Annotated in this window: 11 protein-coding genes; 10 read left to right on the top strand and 1 reads right to left on the bottom strand. The window is 37.9% G+C overall.

Features of this window, described 5'->3' with window-relative positions:
• Positions 1 to 8 precede the first annotated feature (8 nt).
• Complete coding sequence (locus AC13DP_RS10840) at positions 9 to 3,989, bottom strand: hybrid sensor histidine kinase/response regulator transcription factor (protein ID WP_483067787.1); 3,981 nt, start codon at positions 3,987 to 3,989, stop codon at positions 9 to 11.
• Positions 3,990 to 4,314: 325 nt separating this feature from the next.
• Between AC13DP_RS10840 and AC13DP_RS10835 the strand changes: the two genes are divergently transcribed.
• The 10 genes from AC13DP_RS10835 to AC13DP_RS10790 all read left to right on the top strand — a co-directional run bounded on the left by AC13DP_RS10835 (position 4,315) and on the right by AC13DP_RS10790 (position 22,138).
• Positions 4,315 to 7,449: a SusC/RagA family TonB-linked outer membrane protein gene (locus AC13DP_RS10835; RefSeq protein ID WP_347407131.1), complete on the top strand. Its 3,135-nt coding sequence runs from the start codon at positions 4,315 to 4,317 to the stop codon at positions 7,447 to 7,449.
• Positions 7,450 to 7,462: 13 nt separating this feature from the next.
• On the top strand, positions 7,463 to 9,352 hold the full coding sequence (locus AC13DP_RS10830) for a RagB/SusD family nutrient uptake outer membrane protein (protein WP_228249339.1): 1,890 nt from the start codon (positions 7,463 to 7,465) through the stop codon (positions 9,350 to 9,352).
• A gap of 16 nt (positions 9,353 to 9,368) precedes the next feature.
• Positions 9,369 to 10,112: a DUF3823 domain-containing protein gene (locus AC13DP_RS10825; RefSeq protein WP_228249340.1), complete on the top strand. Its 744-nt coding sequence runs from the start codon at positions 9,369 to 9,371 to the stop codon at positions 10,110 to 10,112.
• 72 nt (positions 10,113 to 10,184) lie between these two features.
• Positions 10,185 to 11,210 (top strand): glycoside hydrolase family 43 protein, encoded by a 1,026-nt coding sequence (locus tag AC13DP_RS10820; RefSeq protein ID WP_483067786.1) that lies wholly within the window; start codon positions 10,185 to 10,187, stop codon positions 11,208 to 11,210.
• Between the two features lie 33 nt (positions 11,211 to 11,243).
• Positions 11,244 to 12,305 carry a cellulase family glycosylhydrolase gene (locus tag AC13DP_RS10815; RefSeq protein ID WP_483067785.1) on the top strand — a complete coding sequence of 354 codons (1,062 nt, stop codon included), beginning with the start codon at positions 11,244 to 11,246 and terminating at the stop codon, positions 12,303 to 12,305.
• Between the two features lie 171 nt (positions 12,306 to 12,476).
• Positions 12,477 to 13,682, top strand: a complete 1,206-nt coding sequence (locus AC13DP_RS10810; protein ID WP_483067784.1) for an aldose epimerase family protein — start codon at positions 12,477 to 12,479, stop codon at positions 13,680 to 13,682.
• Positions 13,683 to 13,701: 19 nt separating this feature from the next.
• Entirely contained in the window at positions 13,702 to 16,140 is a 2,439-nt protein-coding gene (locus AC13DP_RS10805) for a glutaminase family protein (protein ID WP_483067783.1), read from the top strand.
• Between the two features lie 62 nt (positions 16,141 to 16,202).
• On the top strand, positions 16,203 to 18,374 hold the full coding sequence (locus AC13DP_RS10800) for a beta-L-arabinofuranosidase domain-containing protein (protein WP_483067782.1): 2,172 nt from the start codon (positions 16,203 to 16,205) through the stop codon (positions 18,372 to 18,374).
• 61 nt (positions 18,375 to 18,435) lie between these two features.
• Positions 18,436 to 20,910: an FN3 associated domain-containing protein gene (locus AC13DP_RS10795; RefSeq protein WP_483067781.1), complete on the top strand. Its 2,475-nt coding sequence runs from the start codon at positions 18,436 to 18,438 to the stop codon at positions 20,908 to 20,910.
• A 286-nt stretch (positions 20,911 to 21,196) separates the two neighbouring features.
• Positions 21,197 to 22,138: a glycoside hydrolase family 43 protein gene (locus AC13DP_RS10790; RefSeq protein ID WP_483067780.1), complete on the top strand. Its 942-nt coding sequence runs from the start codon at positions 21,197 to 21,199 to the stop codon at positions 22,136 to 22,138.
• Positions 22,139 to 22,393: the final 255 nt, after the last annotated feature.

The raw sequence follows: 22,393 nt of genomic DNA, 5'->3' as shown, positions 1-22,393 counted from the left end.
AAAACAGCCTATTCTTCGATAGGCTGTTTTCCATTCATATATTCGCTAGGGGTCATTTTAAATTGTTTTTGGAAATTTCGACCAAAACTGGTTTGTGATTTATACCCCACAATTTCAGAAATTTCATAGATCTTATATTCTCCAGACTGTAATAATTCGGCGGCCTTCTTTAAACGAGCGATGTTTATTAGTTCATTGGGACTTAAATTCGAAAGGTCTTTGATCTTTCGGTATAAGGTAGAACGACTCATATTCATAATATCGGCAAGGCTGTCTACATTCAGGTTTTGATCGGAGAGATTATCGTAAATTAACTTTTCAAGTTTATTGATAAACCTCTCATCGGTTTTGGTATGAGCAATACTCTTAATGTGCGAAAGCGGGGAGCTGGAATAGAACTCCATAATATGCCTTCTGTTTTCAATAAGATTGCTTACCTGTACCTTTAGATATTCTAAAGAAAACGGTTTTTCGATATAAGCGTCGGCACCGGCTTCTAAGCCCTGAATTTTTGATTGCATGGCATTTTTGGCAGTAAGCAGGATCACAGGTATGTGGCTTGTCTCTAAATTGGTTTTTACGTATTCACAAAACTCAAATCCGTCCATTCCATTCATCATCACATCACTGATGATTAAATAGATATTTTCTTTTTTGAGAATTTCGATAGCTGTTTCTGCATTTGTAGATTTAAAAACGGCGTATTCTTCTTTAAAATCATCAGCAATAAATTTTAGCAACTCTCTATTATCTTCCACGATTAATATTCCTGAGTTTTCAGCCGTGTCGTTTATAATTTCTTCCTGTGGAATTTCTTCTTGCTGACGTTCGATAACTTTTGGCTCCTTTTTATACGAGTTAAATTCCTGCTCTTGCCGAAGTGGTAATTTTAAGATAAAGGTGTTTAAATGGGTATCTTCATTGGCAAGGATGAGCTGCCCGCTGTGTAATTCGGTTAAACTGTAAGCCAGGCTTAAGCCAATACCTGTACCGGTTTGATTGGAAACTTCATCCGTCCTAAAGAAGGGTTCAAATATGCGTTTTTTGAGGTGTTGCGGAATCAAACTTCCATCGTTTTGTACTTTTAAGATAAATTCGGAGTCAGTGACTTCCAGTTTCAGGATCACTTCATTTTTAGCATATTTAATCGCATTATTAAAGAGGTTGCTCATAATTTTTTTTATAGCTTCTTCATCAACAAAAGCCATCACCTCTTCCTGCGGAAGTTTCATCCTAAAATCTACCGCTTTTTCCTGAATAAGCTCGCTAAACCTGGTATAAGTGTTCCTAAGCGTTTCTGAAATGTTAATCTCAACAAAAGTGAGTTTTATATTTTCAATTTCTGTTTTCCTAAAGTCTAACAATTCATTTACCAGATTAATAAGTCTTTCGGTATTTTTTTCCATAATAGAAAGGCTTTTTTGCATTATCGGCTGGTCTTTGGTTTGGCCAATGAGCTTTTCTAAAGGTGTTTTGATAAGTGTTAGCGGGGTACGAATTTCGTGGGCTACGTTCGTGAAAAACTCAATTTTAGACTGATAAATTTCTTTTTCTTTTTCATCCTGAAATGCTTTAATCTTTCGGTTATTTTTACGTTGTACCCTATAATGATAATATCTTAGGGAAAGAGCAAAAAGTAGTATAAATACTAGAGTGTATAAGAAAATAGCCAGCTTGCTAAAGTAAAAGGGAGGAAGAACTTCAATTTCTAAAGCGGCAGTTTCTTTATTTTCTACCCCTGTACTATTGGTACTTTTTACCTGAAATATATAATTGCCTGACGGTAACTCTGTGAAATTTACGCTATGCTTTGTTTTTAGTGGTATCCATTTGTCATTAAGCCCTATAAGGCGGTAGGCATACTCGGTCATTTCTGGTGCTGTAAAACTTAGTGACGCAAAATCCAGGCTAAAAGTAGATTGATCTGCAGTTAAGATGATTTTTGAGGTTTCAGTAATCGATTTTTCCAGCGGAGAATTTTGAGCTCCTACTTTTATGGATTCATTATTAATACTAAGATTGGTAATATAAACCGGCGGATCGTAATTGTTTTTTATAAATTCATCTGGATGAAAACTAACTAAACCTTTTACGCTCCCAAAGAACATTCGGCCTTCGTTATTTTTATAAGCTGAACTATAATTGAACTGGTCACTTAATAGGCCATTTGCTTTAGTGTAAGTTTTAAAACTTTCTTTTGAAGGATTAAAATGCACCAGTCCGTTTGAAGTGCTAATCCATAAACTGGCATCATCATCTTCTAAAATAGAATAGCTAACATTGCTGGGAAGACCATCCCTGGTATTATAATTTTTAAAATCATTAGAGGTGGGCTTATAGAGGTTTAGTCCATTTTCTGTAGTGATCCAAATATTTTCTTTAGAATCCTGAAAAATGCCATTAATCACATTACTGCTAATGCTGGTAGAATCTTGCCCATCGTATCTAAAATAGCCTTTTTTTTGTGTTTTGGGATTATAATAATAGAGACCATCCCAATATGTTGCGGCCCATAAAGTTCCGTCTTTACTTTCTAAAAATGCGGCATAATGAAAATCCTGAGGAAAACCTTTTAGGGGATTAAAATGATCTTTTTTGCGATTGTAGGTATAAATACCCAGGGAAGCCATGACATAAACGCTGTCGTCTCTTCCTTTATAAATATCCAAGATAAAATTATTTCCAATACTATAAGGGTTGCCTTCTTCCTGCTCATAGTGCCTAATTATTTGATTACTATTGATGTCGAATACATCCAGGCCATGTTCAAAAGTGCCAACCCAAAGTTCATTATCTAAAGGTAAAATTCCATGAATATTGTAATGGGCAATATTCGAGTTTTTAGGAGTGAAAGTTTGAAATTTACCGGTGTTAGCATCTAGTTTGTTTAAGCCGGCATCTTCTGTTCCTATCCAATAATCACCATTCTTGTCCTGGTGTATTTCTCTTACGGCATTTCCGCTGATACTATTTTCGCCCTCTTTAGGGAAATATTTCTTAAAGGGTGTAAACTCTTTTGGCAGATAATTTACGCCGCCAAAATAACTACCTATCCATGTACCGCCCTCTTTATCTATTGTCATCGTATAAAGCGCATTATCGGTTAATGAATACGGGTCATTATAGCTTTTTTTAAAATTTGAATATGTTTTGGATTTGGTGTCATAGATCAGAAGTCCGCTTTCTGTGGCCAGCCAGATAGTTCCGTTTTCTTTTTCTACGATGTCCCTTACGTATAGCTGTTCATTATAATTATTGATTAATTTTTTTGTAGTTCCCATTTTGATGTCGTACACGAATGCCCCATGATGACGCGTACCAATAATCATATGTGATTTACTTATCCCTTTTAAAGCTGTGATGATTACAGGAAGATCGTCCGCTATAGAGCCAAAACCTAAAGTTATTGGTTTAAAATTTCTGCTTTCTTCGGAGTATTGATAGACATTTTCGCCTGAAGCCGCCCAAATATTTTGGTTGCTATCTTTTGATAGCAAAATGGCATAGAAATCATCATAAGATTTAAGATTAAGGCTGGATAAGGTCTCTTGCTGCTTAAAGTATAAAGTCCCTCCTGCGATAAACCATAAATTGTTGTTTTTATCAGCCTCAATGTCCAATATGGGTTTGGTAATAGCAGGGGACAAGGCACAAAAACTTTCTTTTTGGTTATCGTATCTAAAAAGACCATTGTCGGTACCTACCCATAAATAATTTTTTCCTTCATAAAGACAACGAATATAATTACTGCCAATACTTCTATCGTCTTTGCTATTATGATGAAACAATTTAAAGTTATAGCCATCAAAGCGATTTAGGCCGTCTTTTGTACCAAACCATAAGAATCCTCTTTTATCCTGTAACATAGTGATCACAGAATTATGGCTTAATCCATTTTCAACCTGGTAGTGTTTAAAATAAAGTTCCTGCGTGGTGGCCAAATTGGTCAAAAACAGGCTACAAATTATTCCATATAAAACTTTCTTCATCAAACCCATTCAATTTTAGAGAAAATTAAGAATTATCATTCAACTATTCGTTTCAAATCACTTCATATCGTGTCAAATTCGGTGAAATTCTGAGGAAATCTTAAAATTTGAACAATTTGGATGAAAGAATGAAACAAAATATCATATAAAAATTATTTAAAAAGAATCTACTTTGAATATCTCAATAATCACTTCTATTATTTATTAAATACTAAATATGAATATATAATTATTAATGAATTAAAAAACTAAATCGTTTTCGCATGATTTCTATTTGTAGAGATCTATTTACCTACTATTTAATCATTTTTAAAATGAAAATTCGATGAAAAAAAATTTACAAACACTTAAAAAGCCTGTTTTGCTATTTTTTCTGTTGTGGTTTGGCGTAGTTCAAAAAGGTTTTGCGCAAGAGACAATTACCGTTACAGGAAATATAACCTCAGCCGGAGAATTGCAGGAAGCATTACCTTTTATTAATGTTCTTGTTCAGGGGACTAATAAAGGAACCACAACCGATTTTGATGGAAATTACAGTATAGAGGTTGCTCCAGATGCCACCCTTATATTTAGTTATCTGGGATATAAGACAAAAACGCTTAAGGTGGATGGACGCACTGAAATAAATATCCAGTTAGAAGAAGATGTTGCGGGGCTGGACGAAGTACTTATAACCGGATATACTTCTCAGGATAAAAAATCGATTACTGGTGCAATCTCAAACATTACCAGTGAGGATATAGAAAAAGTTCATGGAGGAGCGACCGTTTCTTCTGGTCTTGCCGGTAAAATTCCCGGAGTAAGCTTTAGAATGAATGATGGACGTCCCGGTGCAAGTGCATCCATCCAAATTCGTAATATGGGAGATCCATTATATGTAATAGACGGAGTGCAACAGGATGCTGGTCAATTTAATAATCTTTCACCTAATGATATCGCGAGTATTACGGTGCTAAAAGATGCCTCGGCCGCTATTTATGGGGTTAGGGCGGCAAACGGAGTGGTGGTGGTTACCACCAAAAAAGGAAAAAGAGGAACGCGGAGTGCCGTAAATATAAATGCGTACGTAGGCTGGCAAAACTGGTCTCGGTTTCCCGAAAGTGTAAATGATTCCTACCAGTGGATGTTAGGTAGAGCCGCAGCTGAAATTAATCAGTTTGGATCTACAGGTATCACTGCTGAAGAATTAGAACGATACAGAATTGGTGAAGAACGAGGCTATCAGTCTTTTAACTGGAAGGATTTTATTATTAAGAAGAATGCGCCTATGCAAAACATTAATGTTAGCGCAAGCGGAGGATCAGAAAATATTAATTATTACCTCTCTTTAACGCATTTGGATCAGGAGTCTGTTTTAGGTGATGAATTTACCTTTATGCGAGATAATATTCAAAGTAATGTTGATGCAAATATTACAGACCGTCTTAAAGTAGGTGTTCAGATCAATGGTAGGATAGAGAAGAAAGAAAATCCAGGAATCCCGGGATATGATGATTACTGGTTACCAAGATTTGCCATTTTAAGGAACCGTCCTTTTGAACGTCCTTATGCCAATGATAATCCAGAATATCTAAATGATATTGGGCATAACGAAACCAACTGGGGGCTTCATAATTTTAAGACCGGTGGATATTATCGTGATACCTGGAGGGTTTTACAAACTAATTTTACTGGGGAGTACGATATGCCATTTATAGATGGATTAAAGCTTAAAGGCATGTATTCGTATTATATCGCAGATCGTTTTCAAAATGGTCACGAATATACCTACGAAGCCTATACCTATAATCCAGATGATGACACCTACAAGGTTACCGGAGGAAGTACTAACCCGTTTAGAGAACGTACTGCCGAGAAAGTTTTTAGAAAAACCTATCAGGGACAATTACAGTATAAAAAGGATTTTGGAGATCATGCCGTAGATGCCGTTTTTATAGCAGAGCGATTAGAAAACCGATTTTTAAGACAGTATGTACACTCAGTACCAAGTACGAATACTCTTCCTTTGATTTATTTTTCTGATATGGATCAATATGATGATTCAGAAAATGAAGAAGCCAGGATTGGTTATATCGTCAAAGTGAGCTACAACTATAAAGACAAGTATTATCTTGATATTTCGGGTCGTAGAGATGCTTCCTGGAAATTTGCGCCCAATAAGCGGGTAGGCTATTTTCCTTCAATTTCAGGAGGTTGGCGAATTACAGAAGAAACGTTCTTCCAAAATCTGATAGGGAATAACAGCGTCCTGGATAACCTAAAGTTTAGGGCCTCCTATGGGGAGCTTGGGGATGATAATATTGATATTGGAGCTTTTGACTATCTCACGGGGTATAATTATAATCAGGGCGTGGCCATTTTAGACGGGGAAGCGGTTATCGCTAGTCGTGATAAAGGACAGCCTATTACCAACCTAACCTGGTTTAAAAGTAGAATTACAGATATTGGAGCTGACTTTTATCTTTTCAACAATAAATTGTCTGGATCTTTTGATTACTTCTACCGTAAAAGAACCGGTTTAAGAGGTAGAAAATACGATATTCTTATTCCTAACGAACTTGGCTATGGCCTACCAGATGAGAACGTAAATAGCGATGCACAATATGGTATCGAAGGGGCATTGTCGTATTCTAAGAAATTTGGAGAAGTAAGTTTAACCGTTTCTGGTAATGCCTCTTTATCCAGAAGTAAATTTCTGGAATCTTACAAGCCAAGATTCGATAATTCGTACCAAAGATATAGAGCTTCAGGAGAACATCGGTTTAACAATATTTTCTGGGGCTTGCAAGCCATCGGGCAGTTCCAGTCTCAGGAAGAAATTGATAATTATCCGGTAGATATCGATGGACAGGGGAATAGTACCTTATTACCTGGAGATATTATTTACGAGGATATCAACGGAGATGGTAGAATTGGTTGGTACGATGAAAAACCAATTGGTTATAACAGCTATAATCCCATGGTAAATTTTGGGTTTAGTTTAAACCTTGCTTACAAAGGATTTGATTTTACTGCAGATTTTTCAGGAGCTTCAGGTTACTCATGGAATCAAAACTGGGAACAAAGATGGCCTTATCAAAATGAAGGTGCTTTAAATACTATTTTTCTCGATAGATGGCATCGTGCAGATCCATTAGATATTAATAGTGAATGGATCCCAGGTAAATATCCGGCAATTCGTTATAACGATGGAGGGCATAGTAATAATAGAAATTCTACTTTCTGGCTACATAATGTTACTTATTTAAGAGCTCGTACACTGGAGTTAGGTTATGCCTTACCAGAAAGCATTCTGGACAAGATCAATTTAAAAAGAGCAAGATTTTACGTGAATGCTTATAACCTGTTCTCTATAGATAATCTTGAAGAATATGGAATTGATCCCGAAATATCTGACGAAAACGGATTGCAATACCCGCAAAACAAGTTCGTGAACGTTGGTGTTAACATTTCAATCTAAAAAACAAACTGCAATGAAAAAACTTCTATACATATTAAGTTTTTCTGCTTTACTGGGTAGCTGTACATCAGATTCAGAATTTCTGGATAGAGAGCCCACTAACATTTTAGGGCAGGAAGAGACATTTAATCGACCAGATCTGGTACTTTCTGTATTGGCAGATTTATATAATCGCTATTATGATTTTGGAACGGTAGAAGACTGGTCAACCTTAGCACAATTTAATGTTGCTTTTTGGTCTGAGGCCGGGAGATACGGTGAATTTCAGAACGGTGGCTGGGGCTACGGCGCCTGGGGAACCTGGGATTATGGATATATACGGGAAATGAACCTGTTTCTTGAACGCCTGGAACAGTCGACCGAGTTAGAAGCTTCAGAACAAGCACGATTTATGGCTGAAGGTAGATTTTTAAGAGCTTCTTACTACTTCACCATGGTAAAAAGAATGGGAGGTGTACCTATAATTTTAGAATCAAAAACCTATGATTTTAGCGGGGATGCGACCTATTTAAGATTCCCTAGAAATACGGAAGCTGAGGTTTATGATTTTGTAATTGCTGAAGCAGAAGAAATTATGAATGATCTTCCGGCAAGTGCAGATGTGAAATCTAGAGCAACAAAAGCTGCTGCTTTAGCAATGAAAGCAAGGGCAGCGCTTTATGCGGGTTCGATTGCAAAATATGGTCAGAATACACCAAGTGTTAGTTTGCCTGGAGGAGAAATAGGAATTCCAGCTTCGAGAGCAGATGGATATTATCAGCAGGCGTTAAGTGCAGCTCAACAAATTATCGATGGAAATGCAGGAAATTATAGTCTGTATCTAAAAGATGAAGCAAATTTATCGAATAACTTCGCAGCACTTTTTTACGATAAATCAAATAATCCTGAAGTGATTTTTGTGGAGGATTTTATGCTTCAAAGTGGTAAAGCGCACGGTTTTACTATTGCCAATCAGCCAAGATTTGGAGCAGAGGAAGAAGAAGGAGGTAGAATAAACCCTGCTTTAAATCTTGTTCAGTCTTTCGAAACTTTAGAGGGAGAATATAAACCCTTACCAATAATGGACGGAAGTGGTGATTATATTTTATATGACGATCCACAGGACCTTTTTGCTAATCGTGATGCGCGATTAGAGGGAACTGTAATTGTTCCTGGATCAACTTTTAAAGATCGTGAAACAGATATTTGGGCTGGCGTTCAGCTTAAAGATGGTACGGTTATAAGTGGAGATTCAAGAGGTCAGCAAAAAGAAGTACCGGGCAGTGACGGGCCTATCCAGGTAGTTGGTTTTGATGGGCCAATCGATGGAGTAGAGTTTACCGCACAAACAGGTTTTTATATTAGAAAATATCAGGATCCAAAAGCGGGTTCGGGGCAACGCGGAGTGCGTAGTGATGTTTGGTTTGTACGTTATCGTTTTGCTGAAGTTCTTTTAAATGCTGCTGAAGCTGCATTTGAACTTGGCCAAAACGAGCTTGCTGCAAATTATATAAACAGGGTGAGAAGCAGAGCAGGTATCACTACTGAATTAACTGCAACAGATATCAATTTTAACCGTATAGCACACGAGCGTTATGTAGAATTCGCTTTTGAAGGGCTTCATTTTTTCGATCTTAAAAGGTGGAGAATTGCAGATAAGGTATTGGATGGAATTAGTATGGAAGTGGATGACTTGCTTTCAAACATTGGTGATGCTACCAAAAGAAGAACTCAGCCTTACGGTTTATGGCCTTACAAATATTTTAATCCAGGAGATCCAAACAATGGAGACTGGCTCTTTAAGATTGTAAAACCAAACCGGGTAACCGGTGCTGATAGATTTCAATTAGGGAATTATTATTCTGAAATCAATCAGGATATACTTACTAATAATCCGCTAATTGTTCGAAACCCTAATCAATAACCTAAAATCGAATATTATGAAATTGAAGTATTATATATTATTCATGGGGTTAGTTTTAAGTCTGGCTTCCTGTGAGATTGACAATTATGAAGAGCCACAATCTTTCTTTACGGGAAATGTGGTTTATGATGGAATGCCCATTGAGGTAGGACCGTCCCAGGTAAGATTCCAATTATGGCAACCGGGTTTTGGAGCTTTAGCACCACTTGATGTAAATATTGCTCCGGACGGTTCTTATAGCGGGAGATTTTTTGATGGTGATTATAAACTAAAATTCGTAAACGGTCAGGGTCCATGGATCGCTCAGCAACAAAGCGCACAGGCCGGAGATACCATTTTCTTTTCTTTAAATGGGGATACTATGATGGATATTGAGGTCACCCCATATTATATAGTTCAAAACTCAGAAATTAGCCTTAATGGAGGAAGAGTGAATGCTTCCGTAGATCTGGATCAGATCATAACAGGAGATAATGGAAGGGGAATCGAATATGTAAACCTATATCTTAATAAAACCGAGTTAGTTTCTAATTGGGCAGAATACAATATAAATGATGGTGATCGGTATAATGATAGCGAATCTTACGGTATTGTACAGGAAGGCCCCGGAGATCTTTCAGATATTAATAATATCAATTTATCTGTAAATCTTCCAAATCCAGTAAATTATGAGCGCGATTATATTTTTGCCCGTGTTGGGATTAAGATTCTAGGAATAGAAGATCTTTTATTTACACCAACAGTGAAATTAGAATTATAATCCCATGTTAACCTAAGGAAGCTTGCGGGGCGGCTTTAATTGCTCTGCAGCCTCCTTCTCTAAACATCAACAATGAAAAGAAGTTTAAAAATCATTATTTGTGTGTGGATGGTACTTGTTTGCGGACTAAGTTTTGCACAGCAAAAAACCTTTACCAATCCACTCTTGGCCTCTGGTGCCGACCCCTACAGCACCTACCACGAAGGTTACTATTATTACATTCATACCCAACAAAACCGTTTAGTGCTTTGGAAGACTAAAAACCTGGCCCATCTAAAAACAGCAGAAAAAACAACAATATGGACGCCTCCTGAAAATACCATGTATTCTAAAGAATTATGGGCGCCAGAAGTGCATATGATCGATGGGAACTGGTATGTGTATTTTGCTGCAGACGATGGTGATAATAACAATCATCGTATGTACGTACTGGAAAACACTTCGGGAAATCCTATGAACAATAGCTGGAAGTTTAAAGGAAAGCTGGCCACTCCTTCAGATAAATGGGCAATCGATGGAAATGTATTTAAGCATCAAGGTCAGTTATACATGATCTGGTCCGGTTGGGAAGGCGATGAAAATGGTCGTCAGGATTTATTCATTGCAAAAATGAAAAACCCAACCACGATGGAAGGAAAAAGACAGAAAATCGCTACCCCCACTTACGATTGGGAAACCCGTTGGGAAGGAGGGCCTCATGTACTGGTAAACGAAGGTCCTCAATATTTATCCAATGGAGAAGAAGTGTTTATCGTATTTTCCGGCAGTGGTTGTTGGACCGATTATTATACCCTGGGATTACTTGCGCTTAAAGGGGAAGATCTTATGGATCCTGATAACTGGGAAAAACACAAGAAACCTATTTTTGCCTGGTCTAAAGAAAATGGAGTGTATGCTCCTGGTCATAATTCCTTTTTTAAATCGCCAGACGGGAAAGAAGATTGGATATTATATCACGCCAATGATAATTCAGGAGATGGCTGTGGCGGAAAAAGATCCCCAAGAATGCAAAAGATAAGTTGGAACAAAGACGGAACGCCAAATCTGGGGACTCCGGTTTCGACGAACACCATCTTAGAAATTCCTTCCGAAGAATAACAAACGAACTCGAATAACAACAATATACAGCAAATGAAAAGAATAGTTTTATTGATCAGTTTTCTTATTGGGATAAACAGCTTTGCCCAACAGGAAGATATTGTATTAAAGAATAGGTGGTCACGAGAAAAAGCGGCCGAGTGGTATAAAAAACATGATTGGATATCTGGTGCTAATTTTATTCCAAGTACCGCCATTAATCAATTGGAGATGTGGCAGGAAGAAACCTTTGATCCTGAAACCATCGATAGAGAGTTAGGGTATGCTGAGGGAATAGGATTCAATACTATGCGTGTTTACTTGCATAGTCTGGCCTATAAAGCCGATAAAAAAGGCTTTAAAGATCGTGTAGATGCGTATTTAGAAATTGCCGACAAGCATAACATCAAGACGATATTGGTGATTTTTGACGATGTTTGGGGGGCTGATCCAAAAATTGGTAAGCAACCCGCACCAAAAACAGGAACCCATAACTCTGGTTGGATGCAGGATCCCGGTTACCCAGCTTCAAAAAACGAATCCAATTTTGCCGAATTAGAAGTCTATGTAAAGGATATAATCAAAACCTTTGCGGATGATGATCGTATACTGTTATGGGACTTATACAACGAACCAGGAAATAATAATAAAGGCAATGAATCATTAGCTTTACTAAAGAAGGTGTTTACCTGGGCCAAGGAAATTAACCCTTCCCAACCCGTATCTGTAGGATTATGGAGCTGGGGATTAAAAGATTTAAATGCTTACCAGGCACTGCATTCCGATATTATCACCTATCATGATTACGAAGGTCCGGAATGGCACCGTAGGGTAATCGAGCTTTTAAAGTCACATGGGCGGCCTATGATCTGTACCGAATATATGGCCAGAACAAGAAATAGCCGTTTTTCGAATACCCTGCCCATGCTAAAAGAAGAAAATGTTGGCGCAATTAACTGGGGTCTGGTTAATGGCAAGACCAATACCATATTTGCCTGGGATACCCCAATAGAACAAGGCGAACCTAACGAGTGGTTTCATGATGTGTTTAGAAAAGATGGTACTCCTTACCGTCAGGATGAAGTAGATTTAATTAAGAAATTGAATAAAGATTAGGTTTTTTTGCAGTATTATCAAGCCTTATCGACAGCCTAGTATTAATAAGCGTAAAAAATACGTTAAAAATATTAGTATTATTAAATTAATAATTTTAAATTGCCTAAAAGGATTTAGCTTTTATGGGTTGTAGTTTTTATTTTATAAATAAGTAATAAACGTTATTAAATAATGAGAAATGTTAAAAATACATTTTTAGCAACATTCTTGGTTTTACTGGCTTTGGCTTGTAAGGAGAAGCCTTCGGAAGATGAAAAGGGCGTAGCCGAAATTGCGGATCATCAAGAGAATTTCTACGGGTTGGAAAAGGAAAAGTTCGATACCATTATCGACGGAAAAGAAGTAAAACTGTATTGGATTAAAAATGATGATATAGCAGTTGCTTTTACCAATTATGGCGGGAGAATTGTTGGACTTTGGGTTCCGGATAAAACGGGTAAAATGACCGACGTTGTTGTTGGGATGAATAGCGTATCTGGTTTTGCCAATGCTACCGAACCTTATTTTGGAGCGACCATTGGCCGTGTAGGAAACCGTATTGCCAAAGGAAAGTTTACTTTAAACGGAACAGAATATTCGATTCCCAAAAATAATAACGGGAATACATTGCATGGAGGGAACAAAGGTTTTCAGTATGTCGTTTGGGAGGCTAAGCAGCCAGATGATAAAACCTTGGTATTCACTTATGATTCTCCGGATATGGAAGAGGGTTTTCCCGGTAATTTAGAGGTAAAGGTTACCTATTCGGTTATGGATGATCAAAGTATATTAATGGAATATGAAGCTACGACAGATAAAGCAACACCGGTGAATCTCACCAACCATGCCTTTTTCAATTTAAATGGGGAGGGTAGTGGCGCCATTCTGGATCATAAGGTACAGATCTTTGCTAATCAGTTTACCCCGGTAGATGCAGGTCTAATTCCTTCGGGGGAGTCGAAAGATGTAAAAGGTACTCCGTTTGATTTTACTCAAGCTCATACCATAGGCGAGCGAATTGAAACTGAAAACGATCAGCTTAAAAATGGCGGTGGGTATGATCATAACTTTGTATTGATCCAGGATAAAAATGCGGATCAACAAACCACTAAAAATAAAGGGATGAACCACGCTGCAACTTTTACCGGAGATCAATCGGGAATTGTTATGGATGTGTATACACAGGAACCCGGAGTGCAGTTTTATAGCGGCAACTTTATGCAAAGTAAAAACACTTTTAAATCTGGTGTAAAGGACGATTATAGAACAGCTTTTGCTTTAGAAACCCAGCATTTTCCAGATGCACCGAATCAGGAAAATTTCCCCTCGATTATTTTAGAGCCGGGAGATACCTACCATACCATATCCGAATATCATTTTTCCACCACAAATAATTAAACGAATCAAAATCCTAACGATGAAACAAAGATTTCTTTTTGCCTTAAGCCTCCTGGTTAGTGGTTTTATAACCGCTCAGCAACGACAGGCACCAGCCTATCCTTTAATTGCCCATGACCCTAATTTTAGTATCTGGTCTTTTGGAGATAAAATTAATGAATCAACTACCGTTCACTGGACTGGCAACGATCAAAGCCTGGTAGGTCTTATAAAAGTTGATGGTAAAACCTACCGTTTTTTAGGTAGCGAGGCCAGAAACTACGAAGAGGTAGTACCTGCTGCCAACAATAAATCATATACTGTAAAGATCAGCGAGTCCAATCCGGGATCAGGATGGGAGAAACCAGATTTTAATGACAAAAGCTGGAAATCTAAAAAAGCACCTTTTGGTGATAACGGTAAGTATAAAACAAAATGGTCTAGCGATGATCTTTGGTACCGAAGAGCATTCGATTTAAAATCAACCAAGTTTGATGAATTATATCTAAAACTTCATCATGACGATAATGTTGTGGTGTATCTAAACGGGGAACAAATTTTCAAGAAAGAAGGCTGGAATCACGAGTTTGATTACATAAAAATCGACAAAGCTGTTCAGCAAAAATTGAAGAAAAAGGGGAATGTTTTAGCTATTCATGTAAAAAATACTGCCGGGGGACGTTTCCTTGATGCCGGCTTGGTTGAAGTTAAGGAAACTAAAGCTAAGGTTTTAGTAGCAGAACAAACAGCTGTTGATCTTCGAGCCACTCAAACCGAGTATATGCTTAAAGCCGGCGGTGTAGATGTAGATCTTACTTTCACTTCACCTTTATTAATGGATAATCTTGATCTCATGGCGCGCCCGGTTTCTTACATTTCAGTAAAAACAAAACCTAATGATGGCAAATCGCATAAAGTTCAGGTGTATTTGGGAGCAGCGTCAGCGATCGCCGTAAACGAATCCAGTCAGGAAGTTACTTCAAAAAAGGGAAGTACGAAAGACTTGGATTTCTTAAAAGCCGGTACGGTAGAGCAGCCAATATTAGAGAAAAAAGGCGATAATTTAAGGATCGATTGGGGATATATGTACTTCGCAGTTCCTAAATCCGCAAATGCAAGTCAGTCAGTTACCGCAGCTTCAGAGGCTACTGCAAATTTTGCTTCAGGTAAGGTTATGAAAACAAAAGCTAAAGGCACCAATTTAATGCTGAATACTGTTTTTGCTGAAGAGACTATTTCCGGGGAAAAAGAATATATGGTCATGCTTGGGTACGATGATATTTACTCAATTAATTACTTCGGAAATAAACTACGACCATGGTGGAACATCGATGGTAAAAATACGATTGAAGCTGAATTGGAAAAAGCGTATACCGAATACGATGATGTTTTGGATGAGTGTGAAGATTTCAATGAAAAACTATATGAGGACGGTGTAAAAGCCGGAGGCGAAAAATATGCTGAAGTTTTAGAAATTGCCTATCGTCAGGCCATTGCCGCACATAAATTAACCAAAAGTCCAGATGGGGAAATCCTTTTTCTTTCTAAAGAAAATTTTAGTAATGGCTCGATAAATACTGTAGATGTTACGTATCCATCGGCGCCTTTATTTCTAATTTATAATCCAGATCTTTTAAAAGGGATGCTTAACGGAATTTTCTATTATTCTGAAAGTGGAAAATGGAAAAAACCATTTCCGGCACACGATTTAGGAACATATCCAATTGCCACCGGGCAAACGTATGGCGAAGATATGCCCGTAGAAGAATCTGGAAATATGGTAGTATTAACCGCGGCAATCGTAATGGCCGAAGATGATGCATCCTATGCTAAAAAACACTGGGAGAGCTTAACCGAGTGGACCAAGTATTTAACCGAAGCCGGTTTAGATCCCGCCAACCAGTTATCTACCGATGATTTTTCAGGTCACCTGGCACGTAACGCTAATCTAGCGGTAAAAGCAATTATGGGAGTAGGAAGTTATGGATATATGGCCGACAAATTAGGGGAGAAAACGGTTGCCCAAGAATATACCACTAAAGCCAGAAATATGGCTAAAGAATGGATGGAACTTGCTGATGCCGGTGATCATTATGCCTTAACTTATGATGATAAAAGTACCTGGAGCCAAAAGTATAATCTGGTTTGGGATAAAGTGATGAATCTGGAAATTTTCCCACAGGAAGTTTTTGATACCGAACTGGCTTATTACAAAAAAATGCAAAATGAATACGGACTTCCTTTAGATAACCGTGCAGATTATACAAAATCAGATTGGGTATACTGGACGGCAAGTTTGGGAAATGATACAAGCTTTAAATATTTTGGAGATCCCATGTACAAATTCGCTGTAGAAACTAAAAACCGGGTACCTATGAGTGACTGGCACTATACCAGTAGCGGTGATCAGAGAGGTTTCCAGGCACGTAGTGTTGTGGGAGGATATTATATCAAACTATTAAAAGATAAATGGGAATAGGCCTTTGCCTATCCCTTTTATCTTATCCGAAAATCATCCGACAATTTAACCACCACCATACAATGAGAGGCTATTTTAAAACTTTAGTAGTTGTTCTGGGAATAGCAGGCTTGATATCTTGTAAAAAAGATGAGCAAGCTGAATCTTCTTTTACTGCTGAAGTAGTAAATATTCCAGATACTACTAAAACCAATCAATTTTATAGGGGCAATCGTATGCCTTTACAATCCAGTGTTTTTATAAAACTTCCGGTGGGAGCGGTAAAACCTAAAGGCTGGTTAGCCGAGTGTCTATCCAGGCAGGCCGATGGTTTAAATGGTCACCTTGGTGAGATTAGTGCCTGGTTGCAAAAAGAAGATAATGCCTGGCTTTCCAAAGATGGCTCTGGCGCCTGGGGATGGGAAGAAGTCCCTTACTGGCTAAAAGGCTACGGCAATATGGCTTATATCATGGAAGATCAAAAAATGATCGAAGAAACCAAGTCCTGGATAGAAGCAGCACTTGCCAGTCAACGTGAAGATGGAAATTTTGGCCCTAAGCGTTTTGGCGAAGATGGTACTCAGGATTTCTGGTCGAACATGATCATGTTGTATTGTTTGCAATCCTACTATGAATATAGCCAGGATGAAAGAGTAATTGATTTAATGACGAACTATTTTAAATTTCAGCTGGAAATTCCAGATGAAAAATTTTTAAGCAAAAGTCATTACTGGCAACGTATTCGAGGCGGTGATAATTTATATAGTGTCATGTGGCTTTATAATCGTACCGGAGATAAATTCCTTTTAGAACTCGCAGAAAAAATTCATAGAAATACAGCAGATTGGGGAAAGCGAGACAATACTTTAGACGAAATAAATAACTGGAAAGAAACGCGAGAAGGTACAGAATGGCCAGACTGGTTTGGTGATCTTGTAGACTGGCATAATGTAAATGTAGCGCAGGCTTTTAGAGAACCGGCACAGTATTCACAATTAAGCCATGACAAAAAAGACCTCGAGGCTACTTATAAAGATTTTAAAATAATCCGTGATCATTTTGGGCAGGTTCCTGGCGGAATGTTTGGAGCCGATGAAAATGCCAGACCGGGTTACGATGATCCAAGACAGGGAATCGAAACCTGCGGTGTGGTAGAGCAAATGAACAGTAACGAACAGTTAATAAGAATTACCGGGGATACCTTTTGGGCAGATCATACCGAGGAAGTAGCATTTAATACTTTTCCGGCAACCATGATGCCCGATTTTAGATCATTACGCTATATCACGAGCCCCAATATGGTGGTAAATGACGATAAAAATCATCGCCCGGGGATTATGAATGATGGACCATTTTTAATGATGAATCCATTTAGTTCCCGTTGTTGCCAGCATAACCACGGGCAGGGCTGGCCGTATTTAATCGAAAATCTCTGGATGGCCACACCAGATAATGGTTTGGCTGCGGTAATTTATTCTCCAGGTACGGTAAAGGCAAAAGTTGCCGGTGGGGAAGAGGTCAGCATTACTTCAGAAACTAAATATCCATTTGAGGATCAGTTGCAGTTTAGTATACATACTTCTTCGCAAGAACATAAAGAATATCCATTGTATTTCAGAATTCCGGGCTGGTGTACAAAAGCTTCAGTTAAAGTGAATGGAGAAGAAATAGAAGCAACTCCTGAAGCCGGGAAGTACATTAAGCTAAACCGTGACTGGAAAGATGGAGACCAAATTACACTTGTTTTTCCGATGCAATTGAAAGTTCGCCGATGGGAAAAAAATCATAACAGCGCAAGCGTAGATTACGGACCATTGACCTTTAGCTTAAAAATCGATGAAAAATATATCGAAAAGCGAAGTGATGAAACCGCAATCTGGGATTCTAAATGGCAGGAAGGCGTAGATCAGGCAAAATGGCCCTCGTATGAGATTTACCCGGATTCTCCGTGGAATTACGCTTTGGTCTTAAACGAAAATCCTGAAGATTCTTTTGAGGTGATTAAAAAATCCTGGCCGGCAAATAATTTTCCGTTCACGGTAAATAATGCACCATTGGTTTTAAAAACCAAAGCAAAACAAATCCCAAACTGGACGATAGATCAATATGATTTGGCGGGAGAGCTTCAGGATAGTCCTGTAAAATCATCTGAAGTAATTGAAACCGTGGAACTGGTCCCAATGGGAGCTGCCAGGTTAAGAATTAGTGCTTTCCCGGTGATTGGAGAAGGTGAAAATGCTAAAAACTGGGAATAATTCTATAAAAAATATACATAGAAATTTTAGAATTTCAGCATAAAAAAATAAACAAGATAACATGAATTTACTGAAAAAATCGGCTGTATTTATACTTGCAGGCGTTCTTAGTGTAGGCTGTAAGGAAGAAAAAAAATCAACTGAAAATAACCAGAATAAACCAGAGGCGATCTTAACTACGCGTTGGACCAATAAAGTAGATCCGCAAAATGTTTTACCAGAATATCCAAGACCTATACAAAAGCGTGAAAACTGGGAAAATCTAAATGGGTATTGGGAAGTAAGTTTAGAAAAGACCGATAAAACTACTTTTTCTGAAGCTTTAGAAGATTCGATTTTGGTGCCTTTTGCGGTAGAATCTTATTTATCAGGGATTATGAAAACTTCAGATGATTTGGTGTATCGAAAGCTTGTCAGTATTCCAAAAGACTGGAAGGGAGATGAAATTATGCTGAATTTTGAAGGGGTAGATTATGAAACAGAAGTGTATGTAAATGGTGAGAAAGTTGGCGATCACAAAGGCGCTTTCGATCATTTTACTTTTAATATCACCCCATACTTAAAAGAAGGGAAAGAACAGGAAGTAGTCGTGAAAGTTCACGATACGTCTAACGATGGTTTGCAACCGGTAGGGAAACAGGTAAGAGAGCCAGAAGGTATTTTTTATACTTCTACAACCGGAATTTGGCAAAGTGTATGGATGGAACCCTTAAACAGAAACCATATCGAAAACTTCAAAATCCGTCCAGATATCGATAAAGGTGAAGTAAGTTTTACTGCAGAAGATAAGGTAGAAGGGATGATTAAACTGAGCCTTATGGATGGAGCTTCTGAAGTGGCAACCGCTGAAGGGAGTGCTGGAGATGCGATTACTTTAAAAGTAAAAGACGCTAAACTATGGAGTCCTGAGCATCCATTTTTATACGATCTGAAGGTACAACTGGTAAACGGCGAAGAAACCACCGATAGTTTTGAAAGCTATGTAGCCATGCGAAAAATTAGTTTAGGTAAAGAAAAAGATAAAACGAAGATATTCCTGAATAACAAGCCTTATTTTCAGGTAGGCGTACTCGACCAGGGATACTGGCCTGATGGTTTAATGACGCCGCCCACTGAAGATGCGTATGTCTGGGATATTGAAACTTTTAAAAAAATGGGCTTTAATTTACTTAGAAAGCATGCCAAAACCGAAAGCCAGAGATGGTATTACCTGTGTGATAAAATGGGAATGCTGGTTTGGCAGGATATGCCGCAGGCCTATCCTCATCCAGACTTTCTGGAACGCTTAACAGAATCGGATAAAGATCAGTTTGAGGCAGAATTTCAAAATATGATCAATGATCTTTACAATTATCCAAGTATCGTAATGTGGGTAGTTTTTAACGAAGGCTGGGGCCAGTATGATACCGAACGTTTAACCAATTGGGTAGAAGGTTTAGATGAAACAAGGCTGGTAAGTAATGCCAGTGGTTGGACAGATCATAATGTAGGTGATATTATAGATATGCACAGCTATCCCGGCCCGGATGTCTATCCAGTTGAAGACGATAGAGCGACTGTTCTTGGTGAATTTGGAGGGCTTGGATTGCCGTTAAAAGGTCACCTTTGGCAAGAATCTAACTGGGGCTATCGTAATATGGCCGATTCTTTAGAATTCAGAAAATCCTATACCGAGCTTTGGGATAAAGTTTGGGAAATGAAAGAAGATAAAGATGCCAGTGCGGTAGTCTATACGCAGGTTTCGGATGTAGAGGGAGAGGTCAACGGACTGGTAACTTATGATCGAGAAGTGATTAAAATCCCGGTAGATTATTTGCATGATATTCATACCGATAAAATGATCTCTCCGGTAAGTATACAGGCAGCACATAGTCTTTTTGTAGACCATTTAGAAGTAAGTCTTACTTCTAGAAAAGACGAAGCGATCTATTATACATTAGACGGAAGCGAGCCCAACTCATCTTCTAAAAAATATACCGGTCCCTTTACAATTTCCGCATCTTCACAGGTAAAAGCCAGGGCTATAGACGATGATAAAGAAAGTTATGTCACCAGCGAGAAATTTGAAAAAGTAGATCATTATCAAGAAGCTTCAAAAGCTCTTTCAGCTACGATGAAAGCTGGTCTTAACTATTCGCTTTACGAAGGGGAATGGCAAAAATTACCTGATTTTTCTTCGGAAGAAGTAGTGGCTTCCGGAAAAACAAAATCTTTGAAAATTTCAGCATTAAGAAAAAGAGAAAACTTCTATGCGTTAACATTTGAAGGATTTGTGAAAGTTGCTAAGCAGGGCATTTATGGTTTTCGTTTAAGTGGAGACGATGGTGTACGATTACGTATTGATGGGAAAGTGGTTATAGATCATGATGGTATTCATGGAATGGAACTTAAAAAAGCTGAAATTCCGTTAGCTGCAGGTTATCATACTATGGCATTAGAATATTTTCAGGGAGAAGGAGGTTCAGGTTTAAACCTTGAAGTGATCGATCCAGATGGCAATACACTAAAAACTGAAGATATTTTTGTTCACGAATAAAGCATTGCAACGAATACTTTTAAGTACTCATGAGAGGGAAACTATATAAAAAATAAAAAGATATTTTATCGAATACTGGAGTTGTAACCCAGTTAGTACCGTGTAATCTACATTACAGTTAGTTTTTTTGTTGATGCCTGTACCCGGTTGGTTTTAGATAAGAGTAAATTCCGGGTGCAGCGTTTTTAGGAGAGATGGCATCAAATTAATTTTTGATGCCATTTTACTTGATAATCAAGGTTTTTTTAAAAGCTAAGGATGAAATATTCAGATCAAAAAATATAAAATGATAAACCGCTTTTGGTTGTTTTTAAGCTTTGTTTTTTCACTGCAATTATATGCCCAAAATTCACAAATTCTTTTGGCAGATCCAACGATATTCGAAGAAAACGGTACCTATTATTTATACGGGACAAAAGAAGATCATAGCATTCCCGGAGAAGGTTTTCTAGTGTATACTTCTAAAAACCTGAAAACCTGGGAAGGTCCTTTAGGGAAGACTGATGGCTATGCGTTAAAAAAAGGAGATGCATTTGGCACCAGGGGTTTTTGGGCTCCACAAGTCTTTAAGCAAAATGGACATTATTATATGGCGTATACTGCTAACGAAAATATTGCCATAGCATCAGCCAATAGCCCTTTAGGCCCGTTTAAAAACAAAGGAAAAGCTTTAGAAGCTACGGTAAAGCAGATCGATCCTTTTGTGTTTTTTGATGATGGAAAAGTATATCTATATCATGTAAGATTAACTGCTGGGAACAGAATTTTTGTTGCTGAAATGACCGAAGACCTTAGCGCGATAAAGCCTGAAACTTTAAAAGAATGTATTGCAGCTAAAGAAACCTGGGAAAATACCACGAATGCCGAATGGCCGGTAAGCGAAGGACCAACAGTTTTTAGAAATGCAGAGACCTATATCATGCTATACTCGGTGAACGATTTTAGAAACCCGGATTATTCAGTTGGTGTTGCTACGGCTAAAAGTCCTTTTGGACCCTGGAAAAAATCAGCCTCAAATCCGTTAATATCAACAGCAGATATAGGGAGGAATGGCCCGGGCCATGGTGATTTGTTCAAAAATAGAAATACATTGTATTATGTACTTCATACGCATTTTTCTGAGGAAAAGGTGAGCCCGCGTAAAACAGCAATTGTTAAACTGAAATTCGATAAAAAGAAGAATGTTTTTAAGTTAAAGTCACATTCCTTTCAGGATCTAAAAAAGTAGAATTTAGTGCTTAAAAAGCAAAAAGATATTGTATAAAGTGTTTAAAACCTTATTCTGAATTCATTCAAGGATTTTAGCACGTAGATTTAAATAAAGTTATTTTTCCCCGAATCAATTTCAATAGCTATTGGAACTGGAAGACGAGAGCTCATTATGATTTATTATATTATGTAAAAGTGAAAAATCCGTTAGTTTTGCTGACGGATTTTTTATAGCACTGCCAAAGGATTTGATACTCAAGGCATACTTTCAAAT

The organism is Zunongwangia sp. L-65, from assembly GCF_056859415.1.
This window is presented reverse-complemented; position numbering and strand designations above follow the sequence as displayed.